The sequence below is a fragment of the Variovorax sp. PMC12 genome (genome assembly GCF_003019815.1).
Classification (GTDB): domain Bacteria; phylum Pseudomonadota; class Gammaproteobacteria; order Burkholderiales; family Burkholderiaceae_C; genus Variovorax.
Genome location: NZ_CP027773.1, coordinates 1,003,239 through 1,022,232, shown reverse-complemented (window position 1 = coordinate 1,022,232; position 18,994 = coordinate 1,003,239). Strand labels below are relative to the sequence as shown.

The following is an 18,994-nucleotide window of genomic DNA, read 5'->3' as shown; positions in this document are numbered from 1 at the left end:
CCCAACAACCAAGATGCATCAGGGTAAACCATCGCACAAAAATGTATTTTGAATGCAAAACTGAAAAACGAAAGGACAGTCCATGCTGCAACTCGACATCCATCCCACCGGCCGCCACTTCCTCCAGATTCCCGGCCCCAGCCCCGTGCCCGACCGCATCCTGCGGGCCATGAGCCTGCCCACCATCGACCATCGCGGGCCGGAGTTCGGCACGCTCGGCCTGAAGGTGCTGGGTGGCATCAGGCAGGTCTTCAAGACGAAGCACCCGGTCGCCATCTACCCCGCCTCCGGCACCGGCGCATGGGAGGCCGCGCTCGCCAACACGCTGAGCCCGGGCGACCACGTGCTAATGTACGAAACCGGCCACTTCGCCTCGCTGTGGCAGAAGATGGCCACGCGCCTGGGCCTGTCGACCGAGTTCCTCGCGTGGTCGGGCACCGACGCGCAACTGCCCAGCGCGCCGAGCTGGCGCCGCGGCGTGCAGGCCGAGCTGATCGAGGCGCGCCTGCGCAAGGACACCGAGAAGAAGATCAAGGCCGTGTGCGTGGTGCACAACGAGACCTCCACCGGTGTCACCTCCGACATCGCCTCGGTGCGCAAGGCCATCGACGCGGCGGGCCATCCGGCATTGCTGATGGTCGACAGCATCTCGGGCCTGGCCAGCGCGGACTACCGCCACGACGAATGGGGCGTGGACGTGTGCGTGAGCGGCTCGCAGAAGGGCCTGATGCTGCCGCCGGGCATCAGCTTCAACGCGCTGTCGCCGCGCGCGCTAGAGGTCTCGAAGACCGCGAAGCTGCCCAAGGCCTTCTGGGCCTGGGACGAGATCGTCGAGATGAACAAGGACGGCTACTGGCCCTACACGCCCAACACCAACCTGCTGTACGGGCTGTCGGAGTCGCTGGACATGATCCTCGGCGAAGGCCTGGACAACGTGTTCGCGCGCCACCAGCGCTGGGCCGCGGGCGTGCGCGCTGCCGTCAATGCATGGGGCCTGCCGATCCAGTGCGCCGACCCGGCCGTCTACTCGCCGGTGCTCACCGGCGTGATCACGCCCGAGGGCGTCGATGCAGACGCGCTGCGGCGGCTGATCCACCAGCGCTTCGACCTTTCGCTGGGCACCGGCCTGGGCAAGCTCAAGGGCCGCATGTTCCGCATGGGCCACCTGGGTGACAGCAACGACCTGACGCTGGTGGCCATGGTCGCGGGCGTCGAGATGGGCATGAAGCTCGCGGGCATCAAGCTGGCCGGCAGCGGCGTGCACGCGGCCATGGACCACTTCGCGAACCACACGGCACCGGCCGCGCTGCAGAAAGCCGCATAGGCACGCAGCACTGCCGGTGCTGCACCGGCAACAGCGCCCCCCGGCGCGCATCGGATTCCTACCTACGACGGAGACAAAGAAGATGCAAAGACGTTCCCTCATCCAGGCCGCCGGTGCGGCCGCCGCCACGCTCGGCGTGCCCCGGCTCTTCGCGCAGGAGTGGCCTTCGGGGCCGGTGCGCATCGTGGTCGGCTTTCCGCCGGGCGGCGGCACCGACGCCCTCGCCCGCGTGGTCGCGCAGAAGCTCACCATCATGTGGGGCCAGCAGGTCATCGTGGAGAACAAGGGCGGCGTGGCCGGCGTGCTGGCGGCCGACTACGTGGCGCAGCAGCCGGCCGACGGCAGCACGCTGCTCATGGCGCACATCAACAGCCATGCGCTGGCGCCCAGCCTGCAGCCCAAGCTGCGCTACAACGTGGAGCGCGACTTCGTGCCGATCGTGCTGGTGGGCGTCACGCCCAACCTGCTGATCGCCAACCCGGGGCAGAAGGCGCTGAGCGTGAAGGACATTGTGGCCGCCTGCAGGGCCGCGCCGGGCACCCTCAGCTTCGGCTCGGCCGGCGCGGGCTCGGCGCAGCACCTGGCGCTGGAAATGTTCAAGCTGCAGGGCGGCGTCGATGCGCTGCACGTGCCGTACAAGGGCAGCGGCCCGCTGCTGGCGGACCTGATGGGCGGGCAGATCCAGTACAGCTTCGAGACCATGACGGCCGCCACGCCGCACGTGAAGAACGGCCGCGTGATCGCCGTCGCGCAGACCCGCACCAAGCGCGCCAAGGGCCACCTGAACGTCCCGACCATGCAGGAGCAAGGCTTCCAGGGCTTCGAGGCGACGACCTGGTACGGGCTTGCGGGGCCGGGCAAGCTGCCGGCCTCCATCGCGCAGAAGGTGAACCGCGACGTCAACACCGTGCTGGCGATGCCCGACGTGCAGGAACGGCTGGACACCTACGGCGCCGAAGACGGCGGCGGCTCGCAGGACAAATTCAAGCAGTTCATCAGCACGGAAATCGCGAAGTGGGCCAAGGTGGTGAAGGACGGCAATGTCCATGTCGAGACCTGAAGCTGGGAAGATCGGGCAGATGAACCCATCCCAGACCGCCCTTACCGACGCCCTCGTCGCCGCGCGCCGCGGCAACCGCACCCTCGACGCCACGCCCTGGCTCGACACGCTCGAAACCGCCAACCAGGCCTATGAAGTGCAGGACGCCGTGGCCGCCGCGCTCGGCTGGTTCGGCGCTGCTGCCGTGCCCGGCACCTGGAAGTCGGGCGGCGGCTCGCGCAGCGCGACGCTCACGCATGCGCCGCTGACGCCCGCCGGCGTTCGCCCGAGCCCGGCGGACTTCAGCGACCTGGTGTTCCACACGCCCGGCATCGAGGCGGAGATCGCACTGCGGCTCGGCCAGGACGTCACGCCCGCGCAGGCGGCGGCGCTCGACCACGGCAACGCCGCATCGGTCGTCGATGCCATGGCCGTGTCGGTCGAGATCGTCGATGCCCGCTGGCAAGACCTGCCCTCCACGCCCGCCCTGCTGCGCCTGGCCGACTCGCAGGTGCACGGCGCGCTGGTGATCGGCGAATGGAAGCCGTATGCCGCGCTCGATTGGTCTTCGCAGCGCTGCGAGACCAGGGTCGGCAATGCGGACACGGTGCTGCGCACCGGCACGCACCCGCTGGGCGACCCCACGTGGCTGCTGCCCATCTGGCTGCGCCACCTCACGCGCCACGGCCATACCGTGCCGGCCGGCACGGTCGTCACCACGGGCTCGTGGGTCGGCGTGCTGCCCTGCCGGCGCGGCGATCAGGTGTCGGCCGAATTCCCCGGCGTCGGCGCGGTCCGCTTGAGCGTGTAGCGCCCGCCGCCCACGCCGGAGCACGCGACCAGAAAATCCAGCACCGCGCGCACCCGGGCCGGCAGCGTGCCGGCCTTGCCGATGTACACCGCGTGGATCGGCTCCACCTCGCAGGGATTGAACTCCTCCAGCAGCGGCACCAGCCGGCCCGCGTCGATGTCGTGCTGTATGTGATACAGCGACAGCCGCGCCACGCCCGCCCCTGCGATGGCCAACTGCCGCAAGGTCTCGCCGTCGCCCGCGCGCACCGGGCCGGCCACCGGCAGCCACTGCGTTCGCCCGCCCACGCGCAGCGGCCAATCGGGCGAGTTGCGGCGGAAGCTCCAGCCCAGCCGGTTGTGCGCTTCCAGCTCCTGCGGCGTGCGTGGTGTGCCGTACTTCGCAAGATACGACGGCGCAGCCACGATCGACTGGCTGGTCTCGCCGAGCCGCCGCGCCACCAGGTCTGAAGACGGCAATTGCCCCCATCGGATGGCGATGTCGGCGCGCTCGTCCATCAGGTCGACGATGCGGTCGGTCAGCGCGATGTCGAGCGAGATCTGCGGATGCATCTCCAACAGGCGCGGCACCAGCGGCACCAGCTTGTGCTGCCCGAATGACACGCTCGCATTGATGCTCACCCGTCCACGCGGGGCGGCGCCGGCCGCGGCGCAGCGTTCGGCCTCGTCCATGTCGGCCAGCACGCGCAGGCTGCGCTCGTAGAACTCCGAGCCCTCTGGCGTAAGCTGCAGCTTGCGGGTGGAGCGGTGCACCAGCTGTATGCCCAGGCGCAGCTCCATGCGCGAGATCAGCTTGCTCACGGCGGAGGGTGTCATGCCCAGCAGGCGCGCCGCTGCCGAAAAACCGCCCGACTCCACCACCTGGACGAAAGCTTCCATTTCGCCGGAGCGGTTGACGTCGATGCGCGGCATGGCGGAGCTCCGTTTTGTGACTTCAAATCATAAATGCTTGTACTCGCGGCATTCTAGTCATCGAGCCTGTTTGTCTCCACAGTACAGGGCGTCATGCCAATCGCTCTGCTCGCCCTCACCGCCGGTGCCTTCGGAATAGGCACCACCGAGTTCGTCATCATGGGCCTGCTGCTGCAGGTGTCGACGGACCTGCATGTTTCCATCACGGCCGCCGGCCTGCTGATCTCGGGCTACGCGCTCGGGGTCGCGGTCGGCGCTCCCGTGCTCACCATCGCCACGCGCAAGCTGCCCCGCAAGACGGTGCTGCTCGCGCTGATGGCGATCTTCACGCTCGGCAACCTGGCCTGCGCGCTCGCGCCCAACTACGAAATGCTGATGGCCGCGCGCGTGATCACCTCGCTGGCGCACGGCACTTTCTTCGGCGTCGGCTCGGTGGTGGCCACCGGACTGGTGGCGCCCGAGCGCCGGGCGTCGGCCATCGCGATCATGTTCACCGGCCTGACCGCCGCCACGCTGCTGGGCGTGCCGGCTGGTGCATGGCTGGGCCTGCACCTGGGCTGGCGCGCCGCGTTCTGGGCGGTCGCCGCGCTGGGCGTGCTGGCCTTCGCGGTGCTCGCCGTGTTCGTGCCGCGCAGCCGCACCGACGCGCCGATCGCCCCGCTGCGCGAGGAACTGGCGGTGCTGGTGCGCCCGCAAGTGCTGCTGGGCCTTGCGATGACGGTGCTGGGCTTCGCCGGCGTGCTGGCCGTCTTCACCTATATCCAGCCGCTGCTGACGCAGGTCACGGGGCTGTCGGAATCGGCGGTGTCGCCGGTGCTGCTGGTGTTCGGCGGCGGGCTGGCCGTCGGCAACATCCTGGGCGGCAAGCTGGCCGACCGCGCGACGATGCCGGCCGTGCTGGGCACGCTGGCGGTGCTGGCGGTGGTGCTGGGCGTCATGCAGTGGGTCATCGGCACGCCATGGATGGCGGTGGCCTTCGTCGGCCTGCTGGGCGTGGCTTCGTTCGCCACGGTGGCGCCCATGCAGTTGCGGGTGCTCGAAAAGGCCTCGGGTGCCGGCCAGAACCTGGCGTCGAGCCTGAACATCGCGGCCTTCAACCTGGGCAATGCGCTCGGCGCGTGGGTCGGCGGCGTGGTGATCGCGCACGGCCCCGGGCTGCGAGCACTGGGCTGGGTGGCGGCGCTGCTCACGCTCGCGGGCCTGGCCATCGCGCTGTGGAGCCGCGCGCTGGACCGGCGCGAACCGCGCCACACACTGCACGATTGCGCTTCGCAAACCGCCTGATCCTTCTACTGGCGGGAATCCGCAGGAATCGCGGGAAAGGCAGAATCCAGGGACACCAAAGCCCCGTATCTACTGCGCAATGCCCTTTTCCCTCCAAGTCCGCCCCGCCGTTGCGACCGACGCGCACGCGCTGGCGGCCTTGGCCATCCAGGTCTGGCTCGACACCTACGCCACCGATGGCGTGAACGACCTGCTGGGGCGCCATGTGCTCGACGCGTTCACGCCGTCGGGCTTTGCCGCTTTGGCGCAGGACGCGGCCGGCAGGACGGCTCGGAGTGCCTGCCGCTTCTACGAAAAGCACGGCTTCAGCCTCAAGGGACGAACCTGGTTCGCCCTGGGCGAAGACCGCCACGAGAACCACGTATTCGCCGTGCCCTGAGCACGGGCAGCCACAACCGCACACCATCCATCGATGTACACAGCCCATTCCGCGAACGACGACAACCACGACACGCCCTCCCCGGCACGCCGCAAAAGCTGGTTTCGCAGCTTTCGCACGCAGGTGGCGCTGGGCTTCGGCGGGCTCGCGGCGGTGCTGGCCGTCACGCTCTCGCTGGTGCTGGGATCGATGTTCGCGCGCAAGAGCGAGGCCGACGAATCGGCCGTGCTGCGCACCATCGCGCGGAACGCATCCAAGGCGCTCGCGGACGGCCTCACCTCGCGCACGCGCGAGATCGAATTGCTCGCCGACTCGAGCACGCTCTGGAAGGACGGCCTGGGCGCCGAGCGCGTGATCCAGACCATCTCGCGCACCCAGGCGCTCACGCCCTACAGCGCGTGGATCGGCGTGGTGTCGCCCGACGGCGTGGTGCAGGCGTCCACCGGCAAGCTGCTGCTCGGCGCTAACGTGGCCGAGCGGCCGTGGTTCCAGGAAGGCCTGCTCGGCACGCACGTGGGCGACGTGCACGCCGCCAAGCTGCTTGCGGCGCTGCTGCCCAAGGGCAGCGACGGCGGTCCGCAGCGCTTCGTCGACTTCGCGGCGCCCATCCGGCGCGACGGGCAGCTGATCGGCGTGCTGGGCATGCACGGCAGCTGGGAATGGACCCGCAGCGTGGTGGAGTCGCTCTTCCCGGACGACGCCCTGGCGCGCCGCCTCGAGGTGTTCGTGCTGGACGCGAAAGACCATGTGATCTACGCGTCGGACGCCGGCTTCGACCGCTCGGCCGACCTCGGCGTGCAGCCGTCCGCCACGGGGGGCTCCGGGGTGAAGTTCGCGCGCGAATCGACGGGCGGCGAGTTCCTGATGGCCACCTCGTCGGTCGGGGCGACCGACGGCAAGATCGACCTCGGCTGGACCGTCGTGGCGCGCGAGCCCGCCGACGTGGCGCGCGCCGCGGCGCGCGACGGCGTCAGGAAGGCGCTGATGCTGGGCCTGCTCTGTGCCGGCCTGGCCTTCGTGCTTGGCTGGTTGCTGGCGCAGCGGCTCACTCGGCCGTTGCGGCAGATCGCGTCGGTGGCACGCGACATCGGCGCCGGCCGGCTCGACACCGGCATCCCCACCAATGCGGGCAGCTCGGAGGTCAAGCAGCTATCGCTGGCGCTCGCGGGCATGACGGCCAAGCTGGTCAGCGCCAACGCCGAACTGGAGCAGCGCGTGAAGGAGCGCACCGCCGCGCTGGAAACCGCCAACGCCGAGCTCGACCGGCAGGCGCGCTTCGACGCCCTGACCGGCCTGCTCAACCGCCACGGCATGGAAGAACGGCTGCAGCAGGTGCTGGCCGTGTCGAACCCCGACACCGCGCCGCTCGGCATCGTGATGATCGACATCGACCACTTCAAGTCGGTCAACGACCGCTTCGGCCACGCCACCGGCGATCTCGTGCTGAAGGCGGTGGCCGGGCTCATGAAGACCCGGCTGCGCAAGTCAGATATAGCAGCGCGGCTGGGCGGCGAAGAGTTCGTGCTGATGCTGCCGGGCGCCAATGCGGCCGAGGCAATGCAGGCGGCCACGGAGCTGGTGCGGCTGGTGGGCGATGCGTTCATCGATCCGGTGGGCCACATCACCATCAGTTGCGGTGTCTCGCAGATGCTGCGCGACGAGGAAAGCGTGGCCAGCGCACTGCGCCGTGCGGACAAGGCGCTCTACGCCGCGAAGTCGCTGGGCAGGAACCGCGCGGTGGCGCCGCCGCTGCCCTGATGCCTGGGCCCGCGGCGCTGCGCTCTTCTTGCCTCAGTGGGCCTCGGCCGTCGTGTCGGGCAAGTTCTTGATGGACATGAAGAACTCGAAGCGGTTGCGCCCCGCCGCCTTCGCGTTGTAGAGCGCCGCATCGGCGCGCGCCAGCAGCTCTTCTGCCGTCACCAGTGAATCGGCGGCCCGGTGGAACGCGATGCCGATGCTGGTCGTGACGTCGATCTGCCGGCCGTCCACCTCGAAGGGCCGCTTGCCGATGCGATCCGTGATCTTGGCCGCGACGATGGCCACCGCCTCCTGGCCGCCGAGGTTCTCGAGCACCAGCACGAATTCGTCCCCCGCGAGCCGGGCCACCATGTCGGTGCCGCGCACGCTGCCCTGCAGGCGCCGCGCATATTCGACCAGCACGGCGTCGCCCACTGCGTGGCCGAGCGTGTCGTTGATGGCCTTGAAGTGGTCGATGTCGAGGAACATCAGCGCGAGCGAGTTGCCGGTGAAGCGCCCGCGCAGCACCGCGTCCGGCAGGTATTCGTTGAAGGCCAGCCGGTTCGGCAGGCTGGTGAGCGTGTCGAGCCGCGCCAGCTCGATGAGCTTGTGCTCCACCACCTTCAGCGCGGTGATGTCCAGCGCCAGCGAGAAGATGCCGTGCGTCAGGCCGTCGGACCGCACGTCGGGCACATAGATCACCTGGGTGATGCGCTCGAAGCCCTTGCGCTGGGTGCGCGCCTCGAACTCCACCTTCTCGCCCGCCAGCGCGCGCTCGATCATCGGCTTGCGCGAGAGATACACCTCGCGCCCGGAGATGTCCTGCATGTGGCGCCCCAGCACCTGCGTCGGGTCGAGGCCGAGCCACTCGCGGCTGGTGGCGTTGGCGAAGGTGATTTTTTCCTCGCGGTCGATGTAGGTGATCAGCGCCGGCATGCTGTCGGTGATGGCACGCAGCCGCAGTTCGCTCTCGGCCTGGCGCAGCTCGGCTTCCTTCAGCGCCGTGATGTTGAAGCTCATGAGATAGAAGCCCACCACCTCGCCGCGCAGGTTCTTGTCGGGAATGAGGTTGACCTGGAAGAAGCCTTCCTTGCCGCGCGTGGGCGCACGCACCGAAAAGCGCACCTTCTTGCCGGAGAACATCACCGGCAGGTAGGGCTTGTGTTGCGCGTACATGGCGTCGCCAAGCGCGGTGCGCAGCGTCGTGCCCACCAGCGAGCCGTCGCCCACGCCTGCCATCTGCCGCGCCCGGATGTTGCCGAACAGGCAGTTCTGGTTGCGGTCGAAGTAGCCGACCAGCGCGGGGATGCTGTCCGTCACGTCGCGCAGCCGCTTTTCCTGCTCGGTCAGCGCCTTGTGGATGGTCACTTCCTCCGTGATGTCGAAGGTCATGGAGAACACGCCGCGCACCACGCCGTCGGCATCGATGTCGGGAATGTAGTGCGCCTTGAAAGTGCGATTGCCGATGCCCAGCGCTGGATCGCCCGGCTTCTCGATGATCACGGCCTCGCCGGCCAGCGCGCGCGCGATGTGCGGCTCCACCAGTGCGAAGTCGCGCTGGCCACGTACCTCGGGCATCGCGCGCCCGACCAGCGGCGCGTTGTTGTGAAGCGCGCGCACGTGCGCATTGACGAAGGTGTAGCGCAGCGACGCATCGATGTGCGAGACCATCGCGGGAATGTTGTCGGCAATGGTGCGAACCTGCGCCTCGCTGTGCGCCAGGCTCTGCTCGGTGGCGCGGCGCTGCTTCATCAGCTCGTCGAAGGTGCGGGCGAGATCACCGATTTCGTCGTGCGCGTACTGCATCGGCGCCTCGATCTCGTGGGGCGACTGCTGTGCCACCTGCATGTGATGGTGCAGCTCGGCCAAAGGCCGCAGTTGCCGGCGCACCACGCCCAGCGCCAGCGCGCCCGCGGTCAGCGCCAGCAGCACGGCACCGATCCACGCGGCACGCTCGATGGCGTCGACACGGGCGAAAGCCTCGGCGCTGGGGTACATCGAGCCGACGATCCAGTTCGTCTGCTCGGTGCGGTCGAAGGCGTAGAGGCCGGGCACGCCGCGCTCGTCGACGCCTTCGCTCGTGCCCTCGAAGCCAGCGATCGCGCGCAGCACCTGCGGCCCGGCTCCGCCTTCGGCCTGCACATGGTTCAGGATGCGCGACGTGCGCGGATGGTCGATCACGATGCCGTCGGTGGTCGTGATGAACAGGTAGCCCGTCTTGCCGATCTTGACCTCGGCGAGCGCGCCCAGCACGTTGCGGTCCTTGAGGTTGATCGCCCCGGAAATGACGTACCGCACCTGCCCTGCACCGTCGAGCACCGGCGCGGTGATCGCCACCTGCGCCAGGCCGTTCAGCCGGTTGCGGTAGGGCTGCGAAATGATGCCGGCCTTGGACGCCACCGTCTGCTGGAAATAGGCGCGGTCCCTGATGTTCACGCTGCCGATGGGCACCGCGCCGCTCTGGTTGGCGACCAGGTTGCCTTCCATGTCGATGAAGGCGACGTTGTCGAAGGCCTGCTTGAGCGCCGCGTGCTTCTCCAGAAAGGCCTGCAGCGGCTCGGCGTCCTTGAAGTCCTGGGCCACCACGCTGTCGCCGAAAGTCTGCAGCAGGATGCGGCGGCTGCTCAGTTTCTGGTCGATCGCGTCCGCGACGGCGGACACCCTGGCCAGCTGCTCGCCGGCGATGGAGGCGCGCAGGCTGGATTTGACGAAATGCAGCGCGCAGGTCGCGATGGTGAACGTGGCGGTGAGAACCACCGCCGCCACCCCGAGGCTGAGGCGTGTGTGCAAACCGAAGCGCAGTTTCGAAGGGCCCGAGGGATTCATTATTGGTCTTGTTCAAGCTGCCGAGGCGTGTGCAGCGGGAGTCTCCGGCGACAGTATCGGGGCCTTCCATATCCCGATTTCTCCCCGACTTCTCGTGCGTCGAAGATTTTAGACTTCGGGCCGTGGTTTCTCCGGACGCGATTCAGGCATCGGGCCAGGCTCCTTGGCAAGCCGAGGCAATGCCGAACATGGATTTGCCATCCGCCCCACTCTAGGGCAGACTTTCATATAACAAAAATGTGAGGAGAGCCAATGAAGAGGACCGCCCGCATCTCCGGCGCCATGGCGACTGGCGCTTTTTTCCTGCTTGCGCTGACCTCGTGCGGGGGCGGCGGTGGTGGAGGTGGAGGCGGAGGCGGCGGAATCGGGCTCATCGGATCGGCACCCGCCGCAGGCACGAGCAACCCCACGGGCACGGCGCCCGAATTGCCGGCACCCGCAGCGCTCATCGCCCGGGCCCGGGCCTACGAACTGGACACTCCCTACGTGCCGCCGCCGGGCGATCCGCTGGAGCACAACACCTCCGGGTATGCCAAGGCGATGTGCTCCGCCGTGTTCATCACCGGCCTCGACCCCAACCTGGCGGCGGAGAGCGTGGGCTACTTCACCGGCCCCTACGACCAGCGGCGCAAGGTCGGCAGGCCGTTGGTCGACCGCGACAAGAAAGAGGTGCGCATCGCCATTCCCAATGGCCCGACGCTGGTGGCCCGCTACTACGGCTCGCAAGGTTGCATCACGCTGCCACCCGGCAAGGACGATGTCTACTTCACGCCTGTGACCGTCACCAGCACACTGCCCGATCCGGGCACCCAGCCCTGGCCCATGGGCAACGCACTGAGTGACGCAGCGCCGGAGGCCGGGCTGGACAGGACGAAGATCAACCAGGCGCTCGACGCGGCCTTCGAGCTGCCGGAGGCCTACACGGCAGGCTTCGTGGTCACGCACAAGGGGCAGATCATCGGCGAACGCTACATGCCGGGCATCACGGCGACGACGCCGCTCGAGTCGTGGTCGATGGGAAAGAGCGTCACGGCCACCCTGCTCGGCATGCTGATCAAGCAGGGCGAATACCGGCTCGACCAACCCGCCCCGATCCCGGAATGGCAGTCCGCGGGGGACAAGCGCCAGGAGATCCGGATCGCCGACATCCTTCACATGTCGAGCGGACTGCGCATCAAGGCTCCGGACGACCCGGACTTCGATCCCAACGGGACTTACACCGACCACAAATATTTCTACACGGGGCGCATCAACGCGTTCAACTACGCAGCCACCCGCCCCCAGCAATGGCCGCCAAACACCATCGGCCGCTATCGCAACACCGATCCGGTGCTGGCCAACTACCTGATCCGACTTGCAGTGGAGAAGCGCGGCGAGCAGTACCTCTCTTTTCCGCAAAGAGCCTTGTTCGACAAGATCGGCATTCGCACGATGACACTGGAGACCGACCCCTACGGAAACTTCCTGGCACAGGGCTACGACTACATGTCGGCGCGCGACTGGGCACGCCTGGGCAATCTGTACCTGCAGGATGGGGTATGGAACGGCGAGCGCCTCCTGCCCGAGGGGTTCGTCAAGTTCGTGAGCACCGTCGCCTCGACGTGGGCGGCCGACAAGCGCCCCATCTATGGCGGCTTCTTCTGGATCAACGGCACGGGCGCCTGGCCGGTTCCGACCTCTGCCTATTACATGCTCGGGGCGGGCGGCCAGCTGGTGTTCATCATTCCTTCGCACGACCTCGTTGTCGTTCGGCTTGGCTTTGACAAGGGAGAGACGGCATCGGCAACCAACCTGCGGAAAGCCCTGTCGCTGCTGATGCAGGGCGTATCGGCGTCTCAGCGATAGCGAGGCTGGCGCCCTTCAACGCTCGGGCTTGCTCAGGAGCGTTGGAACCACATACCCGTCGCGGTACACGCCTTCGATGCTCCCCTCCACCCGATCGGTCGAATGCGCTGCCACGAATTTCCCTTCCGCTTGCCGGTAGACGACGATGGTGCAGGACGAGCGCTTGCTGAGAATGCGGGCAACGCCTGTGGCCTGGCGAAGGGTCGGGTACGTCTCCATGGAGATCCTTGTCTAATTCCCCGGATCGTAGTCTTAAGGTACTCAGGATTCGCTCGGGGCTTGTCCTGAGCAGCTCGGACACGTGATCCGAAATGGCCGGAATTCGTGATTTATTCACATTTTCACGCAATACCTCCGTCGTGTGTTTACATCGGTATCAACCGATGCCCGGCTTCAGGCCAGCCCGTTCAGATGCTCATAGAGGATGAAGAAGCCGATCCCGATCAGCAGCACGCCGCCGACGATCTCCGCGCGCTTGCCGACGACGGCGCCCAGCACGCGCCCCACCATCACGCCAAGCGTCACCATGGTCAGCGTGGCGAGGCCGATGGCGAGCGCGGTCCAGGCGATGTTGACGTTGATGAAGGCCAGCCCGACGCCCACGGCCATCGCGTCGATGCTGGTCGCGAAACCGGTGATGGCCAGGGTCCAGAAGGAGTTGCGGCTGGGCTTGTCGTCCACCGCGTCGGGCGTGCCGCAGCCCTCCCAGATCATTCGCAGGCCCAGCACGCTGAGCAGCGTGACCGCGATCCAGTGGTCCCAACGTTCGACGTAACTGGCGGCGGCCAGGCCGGCAGCCCAGCCGATGACGGGCGTTATCGCCTCGATGACGCCGAAGATGAGACCCGTGCGCAAGGCTTCGCGCCAGGAGGGTTTGCGCAGTGCTGCGCCCTTGCCGACAGCAGCGGCGAAAGCATCCGTCGACATGGCGAATGCAAGAAGGATCGTGGAGGCAATGTTCATTTTGGAAGTAGCAAGCAAGGCCGGTTCAAGACGCCGCGGCGCACGAACCCGCCGGCCAAAGCCGCGTCCATGCACCGCTGGTCTCGCCAACCTTTCGGCTGCTCACGCCACGGTCGCAAGGTGCGAACCGAGTATGTTGACGTGAACGCTTCCGAAGTCCGGAAGCCGGCTACTCCCCAAGGGAGCGGCGATTCTAATCGCCTGCCTTGAAAGGGCTCCGCGACAGCGCCTGCGCCGGGCGTAGGGCTTTGCGGCTTGCGACGCCGTGAGCTCTTGTTCGCTCGGGTATGCCGCTTTAAGCGCCGCATAAGTTTCGGCCGAAACAATCACCGCCGGTAGCCCGCTCTTTCCTCCCTCCTCCAGGGCTACCCTTCAACCCGCTCAGGCGGGTTTTTCTTTGGCTGGCCCAGCCATGCTGTGTGCATTCTTCCGAGGTGCGCGCGCCATGTGTCGCGTTTTGTGCTTTTCCTCATGCCCCGCTTCCATCCAGCGGCTGCAGCCCCTTCACCCAGTCGAATACCGCCGCCACGGCGGGCTCCGATCGCCGCGCCTCGGGGCACACCAGATGGAACGGCAGCCCCGGCAGTTCCGGGCCGAAGGGCTTCACCAGGTTGCCTGCGCGCAGTTCGTCCGCGATCAGCGCCAGGCTCATCAGCGCCACGCCCTGGCCCTGCAGCGCGGCCGACACGGTGTGCGTTTCGTCCGAGAACACCGGCCCCGCAGATACGTCGAGACCGGCCACCTGCGCCTCCTGCTGCCATTCCGTCCACGTGCCCGGCTGGCTCCTGCTGCCGGGCAGCGCGAAGTGCAGCAGCGTGTGCCGCACCAGGTCGCTCCGCTTCTTCAGCTTGAGCACAGGGCTGCACGCTGGCGCAAACACGTTGTCGAACAGCTTCTCGGCCACCATGCCCGGCCACTGGCCGCGTCCGTAGCGGATGGCGATGTCGGCGGTAACGCCGTCGAGCGCCACCGCTTCGTGCGATGCGTGGATGCGCAGGTCCAGCTTCGGATGCAGCGCACGCAGGGCGCCGACTCTCGGCAGCAGCCAGCGAGCCGCAACGGCCGGCGTGGCCGACAGCGTGATGGCCTGGCGCTGCGGAGGTGCCCGCAGCCGTGCCACTGCAGTGGCAATTGCATTGAACGATTCGCTCAGCACCGCCTGCAGTTCGCGCCCCTGCGGCGTGAGCGCCAGTTGCCTCGGTTGACGGATGAAGAGCGCGACGCCGAGGGAGTCTTCCAGTTGACGCACCTGATGGCTGATGGCGGTCGGCGTGACCGACAACTCGCTGGCTGCGAGCTTGGCGCTGCAATGCCGCGCTGCCGCCTCGAAGGCACGCAGCGACGCCAGCGGCGGGAGTTGGCGCAGGTTGCTCATGGATGAATTTATTTTTCAGCAGCGCAAAGAAATCATCGTTTGTTGGGCCTCGGATGCTTGGATAGATTGAGAACCCTGTCAAGCCGACAGCTGAACCAGTTTCATCCCACCAGGCAACAACGAGGACCCGACCATGACCACCCTGCTCCACATCGACGCCAGCGCCCGCCCCGGTTTTTCTGGCACGCATGCGCACGGCTCGCACTCGCGCCGGCTCAGCCGGCATTTCGTATCGGCCTGGCGCGCGGCACGGCCACACGATGAGGTGATCTACCGCGACATCGGCGCCACGCCGCCGTGCCACGTCACCGGCGAATGGATCGCCGCCGGCTACACCCCGGCCGCCGAGCGCGAGCCGTGGATGCATGCAGTACTCGCGGAGAGCGACACGCTGATCGCCGAAGTGCGCCGCGCCGACCTGCTCGTGATCGGCGTGCCGATGTACAACTTCGGAATGCCGGCGCCGCTGAAGTCGTGGATCGACAACATCGTGCGCATCGGCGCCACCTTCGACTTCGACCGCAGCCGCGACAACCCCTACGTGCCGCTGCTGGCCGAACGCCGTCGCCGCACGGTGCTGCTGACCTCATGCGGCAGCAGCGGCTACGGGCCCGGCGGGTTCCAGTCGGGAATGGACTTGCTGACGCCCGGCATCACAGCCCCGCTGGCGCTCCTGGGGCTCACCGAAACGCACAGCGTGGGTATAGAGCACGCCGAAGACCACGGCGACCTGCTCGACCGGTCCGTCGCCGCCGCGCTCGCCCGCGTCGAGACGCTGGTGCGCGAGCTGCAGGCGGCGGCCTGAAGAGGCGTGACGAGGCCTGAAGAGACGTGAAGAATCAGGCCGAGCGCAGTTGCTCGCGCAGCTTCTGCCCGATTTCCGGCCGTTCGAGGAACGGGTCGGCCGGGTTCGTCACCGACACGATGTTCTCCATGCGGCTGCGCACGTTGCCCAGCGCCTTCGGATGGCTGAACACGTAGAACTGGTTGTCGCTGATGGCCTCGAAAACCCTGGCCGCCACTTCGGCCGCCGTGATCTTGCCGCTGCTCACCGCCTTGTTGCTCATGGCCTGGCCGATGAGCTGGCTCTTGGTGAGTTCGCTGTCCTTCGGCGCGTTGGGGCGGTTGCGTTCGCTGCTCGTGATGCCGGTGGGCACGAAGTACGGGCACAGCAGGCTCGCGCCGATCTGGTCGGTGACGAGGTTCAGGTCCTGGTACATCGTCTCCGTGAGGCTCACGACGGCCGCCTTGGCGGCGTTGTAGATGCCCATGTTGGGCGGCGTGAGCAGGCCGGCCATGCTCGCGGTGTTGGTGATGTGGCCGCGGTAGGACGGGTCCTTGGCGGCGGCCTCGAGCATCATCGGCGTGAACAGGCGCACGCCGTGGATCACGCCCCACAGGTCGACGCCCAGCACCCATTCCCAGTCGGCCACGGTGTTCTCCCACACCAGGCCGCCGGCGCCCACGCCCGCGTTGTTGAACACGAAGTGCGGCGCGCCGAAGCGTTCCTTCACGGCGGCGGCCAGCGCTTCCATCTGCGCCGCGTCGGACACGTCGACCTTGCGCGCCATCACCTGCACGCCGGCGGCTTCCATCTCGGCCTTGGCCTTGTCGAGGGCGTCCTGCTGCACGTCGACCAGCACGAGGTTCATGCCGCGCGCCGCGCCGATGCGCGCGCACTCCAGCCCGAAGCCCGAGCCCGCGCCGGTGAGAACGGCGGTCTTGCCCTTGAAGTCCTGAATCATTTGCCGGTGTCCTTCTTTTGTTGAATGTCTCTGACGTCGAAGGCGTTATTGAAATACGGAATGCGCGTGGGCGCAGTCACGAAGGTGCCCGCCATGCAGGCTCAGGCGTCCGCCTTCTTCAGCACATAGCCGATGCGCGGAAAGTGCACGTGCACCGTTCCCACACGCTCGCCGGTGCGCTCCAGCGTGTAGTGCGTGCGCGTGGCCGCGACCAGCGTGCCAGGCGTCTCTTCGAGGCCGAAGCTCTCGGCGCGGATGGTCACGGCGCTGCCCAGCGGAATGCCGTGGTCGTCCTGGAAGGTGCTGTCGGTCAGCAGCGTGTGCGGCGTGGCGGCCTTGGCGGTGGCAATGGCCTCGTCGCTCGTGAACTTCTCCGGCGCGCCGTGGCCGATGGCGGCCATGCGGTCCATCCAGTCGACCACCGCGGGCGTGAGGTCGAGGATGGTTCGCACCGACTCGACGCGGCGCGTGTACCAGAGCGGGTGGTAGGCCGAGAAGTCGGCAATGCTGGGCACTTCGCCCAGCAGGAACGGCTTGTCGTCGAGCATGTCCGACAGCCGGCGCAGGTACGACTTGTAGGCGCTGGTGGCATCGGCCGGGCGCAGGCGGGTCATGTTGCCGGCGCTCATCTTGCCGCGGTCTTCGCCGAAGGCCTTGGCGGCCTCGGGCGGCGCCTTGGCGAACACTTCTGCCGCGCCCCTGGGCTGCAGGTTCCAGGCCATCGCGGCCCAGAACAGCGTGGTGTCGGCCCACTGCGCGAGGATGCGCGACAGGCCTTTCTCCGGCTCGGGGTAGAGCGTGGGCTCGGGCTGCAGATGTTCGAGCACGTCGGCGATGAGCGCGCTGTCGCAGTACATGTCGGCGCCGATCTGCAGGAACGGCGTCTTGCGGTAGCCGCCGGTGAGCGTTTCCACGTCGGGCTTGGGCATGATCGGCGGGATGAAGACCGACTTCCACGGCAGCTTCTTCGCGCCGAGGATCAGCCGCACCTTTTCCGAGAACGGCGAGGTGGTGTAGTGATGGAGGATCAGGTCGGCCATGGGTTGTTTCCTGTGGGTTGCTTGGTCGTTGCAGTGGGCCCGGCGCACGCTCAACGGGGCTGCGCGCGCTGGATGATCGAATCGAAATCGGTGCCGGCGCCGAGCGTGCCGAAGGCGTTGCCCCAGTCGCCGCCGAGGCGCGATGCGCAGAAGGCACCGGCCACCGCCGCCGGTGCGGTCTGCGCGAGCAGCGATGCCTGCACGGCCAATGCCACGTCCTGTGCCAGGCGGCGCGCCTCTGTTTCGGAGGCCATCGCCTCGATGCGTGCGGGCATCGCATCGGCAAGACGGTCGAGCGCCGCGTGCTGGCCGCGCGCGGGCGCCAGTTCCTTCCTCAGCGCGGCAATCGCGTCGCCCTTGCGCAGGCCGCGCAGCAGGTCGAGCGCCATGATGTTGCCGGCGCCTTCCCAGATGGAGTTGAGCGGCATCTCGCGGTAGATGCGGGCCATGATGCCTTCGCCGCCCTCTTCCACATAGCCGTTGCCGCCGAGGCATTCCATGGCCTCCTGCGCGAAGTGGCTGCCGCGCTTGCAGATCCAGAACTTGGCGACGGGCGTGAGCAGGCGGGCCATCAGGCGCTCGTGCTCGTCGTCCTGGCGATCGAAGGCTCTCGCGAGGCGAATGGCCAGCGCCGTGGCGGCTTCGCTTTCGAGCGCGAGATCGGCCAGCACGTTCTTCATGAGCGGCTGGTCGATCAGGGGCTTGCCGAAGGCGTTGCGCTGCGTCGCATGGTTGAGCGCGATGCCCAGCGACTGGCGCATCAGGCCGCTGGTGCCCAGCGCGCAGTCGAGCCGGGTCATCGTGCCCATCTCGAGGATCTGCGGAATGCCGCGCCCCTCCTCGCCCACCAGCCAGGCGCTGGCGCCCTGGAACTCGACCTCGGAACTGGCGTTGGCCTTGTTGCCCAGCTTGTCCTTCAGGCGCTGGATCTGGATGGCGTTGCGCGTGCCGTCGGGCAGCACGCGCGGCAGGAAGAAGCAGCTGAGCCCGGCCGGCGCCTGCGCCAGCACCAGGAACGCATCGCACATCGGCGCCGAGAAGAACCACTTGTGGCCGGTGATGGCGTAGCGCTCGCCCCAGGCGTCGCTGCCGTCGCGCACGGCCCGGGTGGTGTTGGCCCGCACGTCGGAGCCGCCCTGCTTCTCGGTCATGCCCATGCCCATGGTCACGCCGGGCTTGTCGCTGAAGCGCTTGAGCGCCGGGTCGTACCGGAGGCTGCCGAGCTTAGGTCCCCAGTCGGCGTACACGCCGGCATTGCCGCGCAGCGCGGGCGTGACGGCGTAGGTCATGGAGATGGGGCAGAGAATCGACGGCTCCAGTTCGGTGAAGAGCATGAAGCCGGCCGCGCGCAGCACATGCGGCGACGCCGAGGCGCCGGTCCACGGCGTGCCGTGCAGCCCCGCGCCCACGGCGGCGCTCATCAGCGCGTGATAGCTCGGATGGAATTCCACCTCGTCGACGCGCCGGCCGAAGCGGTCATGCGTGTGCAGCTCGGGCGTGTGGATGTTGGCCAGCCGCGCATGCGCCTGCATGCCGGCCGAGCCGAGGGTCGCGCCCAGTTCATGCAGCTGCGTGGTCTGCAGCGCGGGCGCGTTGAACTTCAGCGCATCGCGAAGCGGCCGGTTGGTATCGAAGAGGTTGTAGTCCACCAGCGGCGTGGGCTGGTTGAATACCTCGTGCGTGGTGTCCATGACCGGCCTCCTTGCCGTGCGTTC

16 protein-coding genes and 1 riboswitch are annotated in these 18,994 nt (G+C 67.8%); of the genes, 8 read left to right on the top strand and 8 right to left on the bottom strand.

Annotated features, from left to right (window positions below):
- The first annotated feature begins 82 nt into the window (after positions 1–82).
- The 3 genes from C4F17_RS04690 to C4F17_RS04680 all read left to right on the top strand — a co-directional run bounded on the left by C4F17_RS04690 (position 83) and on the right by C4F17_RS04680 (position 3,174).
- On the top strand, positions 83–1,324 hold the full coding sequence (locus C4F17_RS04690; protein ID WP_106934440.1) for a pyridoxal-phosphate-dependent aminotransferase family protein: 1,242 nt from the start codon (positions 83–85) through the stop codon (positions 1,322–1,324).
- Positions 1,325–1,406: 82 nt separating this feature from the next.
- Complete coding sequence (locus tag C4F17_RS04685) at positions 1,407–2,384, top strand: tripartite tricarboxylate transporter substrate binding protein (RefSeq protein ID WP_106934439.1); 978 nt, start codon at positions 1,407–1,409, stop codon at positions 2,382–2,384.
- Between the two features lie 19 nt (positions 2,385–2,403).
- Positions 2,404–3,174: a fumarylacetoacetate hydrolase family protein gene (locus C4F17_RS04680; RefSeq protein ID WP_106934438.1), complete on the top strand. Its 771-nt coding sequence runs from the start codon at positions 2,404–2,406 to the stop codon at positions 3,172–3,174.
- Here C4F17_RS04680 and C4F17_RS04675 read toward each other — a convergent pair.
- The gene (locus tag C4F17_RS04675) at positions 3,123–4,085 is read right to left on the bottom strand and encodes a LysR substrate-binding domain-containing protein (RefSeq protein ID WP_106934437.1); all 963 of its coding nucleotides are present in this window, start codon (positions 4,083–4,085) and stop codon (positions 3,123–3,125) included. The genes C4F17_RS04680 and C4F17_RS04675 overlap by 52 nt on opposite strands.
- 93 nt (positions 4,086–4,178) lie before the next feature.
- Here C4F17_RS04675 and C4F17_RS04670 point away from each other — a divergent pair, with 93 nt between their 5' ends.
- From C4F17_RS04670 to C4F17_RS04660, 3 genes are all read left to right on the top strand, one after another.
- Positions 4,179–5,369, top strand: coding sequence for an MFS transporter (locus tag C4F17_RS04670; RefSeq protein WP_106934436.1), 1,191 nt, complete (start codon positions 4,179–4,181; stop codon positions 5,367–5,369).
- A 79-nt stretch (positions 5,370–5,448) separates the two neighbouring features.
- Positions 5,449–5,748 (top strand): hypothetical protein, encoded by a 300-nt coding sequence (locus tag C4F17_RS04665; protein ID WP_106934435.1) that lies wholly within the window; start codon positions 5,449–5,451, stop codon positions 5,746–5,748.
- A 33-nt stretch (positions 5,749–5,781) separates the two neighbouring features.
- Positions 5,782–7,506: a sensor domain-containing diguanylate cyclase gene (locus C4F17_RS04660; protein WP_106934434.1), complete on the top strand. Its 1,725-nt coding sequence runs from the start codon at positions 5,782–5,784 to the stop codon at positions 7,504–7,506.
- Positions 7,507–7,539: 33 nt separating this feature from the next.
- On the opposite strand, the gene C4F17_RS04655 is transcribed toward C4F17_RS04660, so the two are convergent.
- Positions 7,540–10,275 (bottom strand): sensor domain-containing diguanylate cyclase, encoded by a 2,736-nt coding sequence (locus C4F17_RS04655; RefSeq protein WP_234382572.1) that lies wholly within the window; start codon positions 10,273–10,275, stop codon positions 7,540–7,542.
- 288 nt (positions 10,276–10,563) lie between these two features.
- Between C4F17_RS04655 and C4F17_RS04650 the strand changes: the two genes are divergently transcribed.
- Complete coding sequence (locus C4F17_RS04650) at positions 10,564–12,156, top strand: serine hydrolase domain-containing protein (RefSeq protein ID WP_106934432.1); 1,593 nt, start codon at positions 10,564–10,566, stop codon at positions 12,154–12,156.
- 15 nt (positions 12,157–12,171) lie between these two features.
- Here the strand turns inward: C4F17_RS04650 and C4F17_RS32670 are convergent, their stop codons facing one another.
- The 3 genes from C4F17_RS32670 to C4F17_RS04640 all read right to left on the bottom strand — a co-directional run bounded on the left by C4F17_RS32670 (position 12,172) and on the right by C4F17_RS04640 (position 14,494).
- On the bottom strand, positions 12,172–12,375 hold the full coding sequence (locus C4F17_RS32670; RefSeq protein WP_081269463.1) for a hypothetical protein: 204 nt from the start codon (positions 12,373–12,375) through the stop codon (positions 12,172–12,174).
- 174 nt (positions 12,376–12,549) lie between these two features.
- Positions 12,550–13,119, bottom strand: coding sequence for a manganese efflux pump MntP (gene mntP, locus C4F17_RS04645; protein ID WP_081269462.1), 570 nt, complete (start codon positions 13,117–13,119; stop codon positions 12,550–12,552).
- Between the two features lie 14 nt (positions 13,120–13,133).
- Positions 13,134–13,304, bottom strand: a riboswitch (yybP-ykoY riboswitch).
- 284 nt (positions 13,305–13,588) lie between these two features.
- A complete protein-coding gene (locus C4F17_RS04640) occupies positions 13,589–14,494 on the bottom strand; it encodes a LysR substrate-binding domain-containing protein (RefSeq protein WP_106934431.1) in 906 nt (301 codons plus the stop codon).
- Positions 14,495–14,627: 133 nt separating this feature from the next.
- On the opposite strand from C4F17_RS04640, the gene C4F17_RS04635 reads away from it, so the two are divergent.
- Complete coding sequence (locus C4F17_RS04635) at positions 14,628–15,299, top strand: FMN-dependent NADH-azoreductase (protein WP_106934430.1); 672 nt, start codon at positions 14,628–14,630, stop codon at positions 15,297–15,299.
- Positions 15,300–15,333: 34 nt separating this feature from the next.
- Here the strand turns inward: C4F17_RS04635 and C4F17_RS04630 are convergent, their stop codons facing one another.
- The 3 genes from C4F17_RS04630 to C4F17_RS04620 all read right to left on the bottom strand — a co-directional run bounded on the left by C4F17_RS04630 (position 15,334) and on the right by C4F17_RS04620 (position 18,970).
- A complete protein-coding gene (locus C4F17_RS04630; protein ID WP_106934429.1) occupies positions 15,334–16,239 on the bottom strand; it encodes an SDR family oxidoreductase in 906 nt (301 codons plus the stop codon).
- Positions 16,240–16,340: 101 nt separating this feature from the next.
- A complete protein-coding gene (locus C4F17_RS04625) occupies positions 16,341–17,279 on the bottom strand; it encodes a glutathione S-transferase family protein (RefSeq protein WP_106934428.1) in 939 nt (312 codons plus the stop codon).
- A 50-nt stretch (positions 17,280–17,329) separates the two neighbouring features.
- On the bottom strand, positions 17,330–18,970 hold the full coding sequence (locus tag C4F17_RS04620) for an isovaleryl-CoA dehydrogenase (protein ID WP_106934427.1): 1,641 nt from the start codon (positions 18,968–18,970) through the stop codon (positions 17,330–17,332).
- Positions 18,971–18,994: the final 24 nt, after the last annotated feature.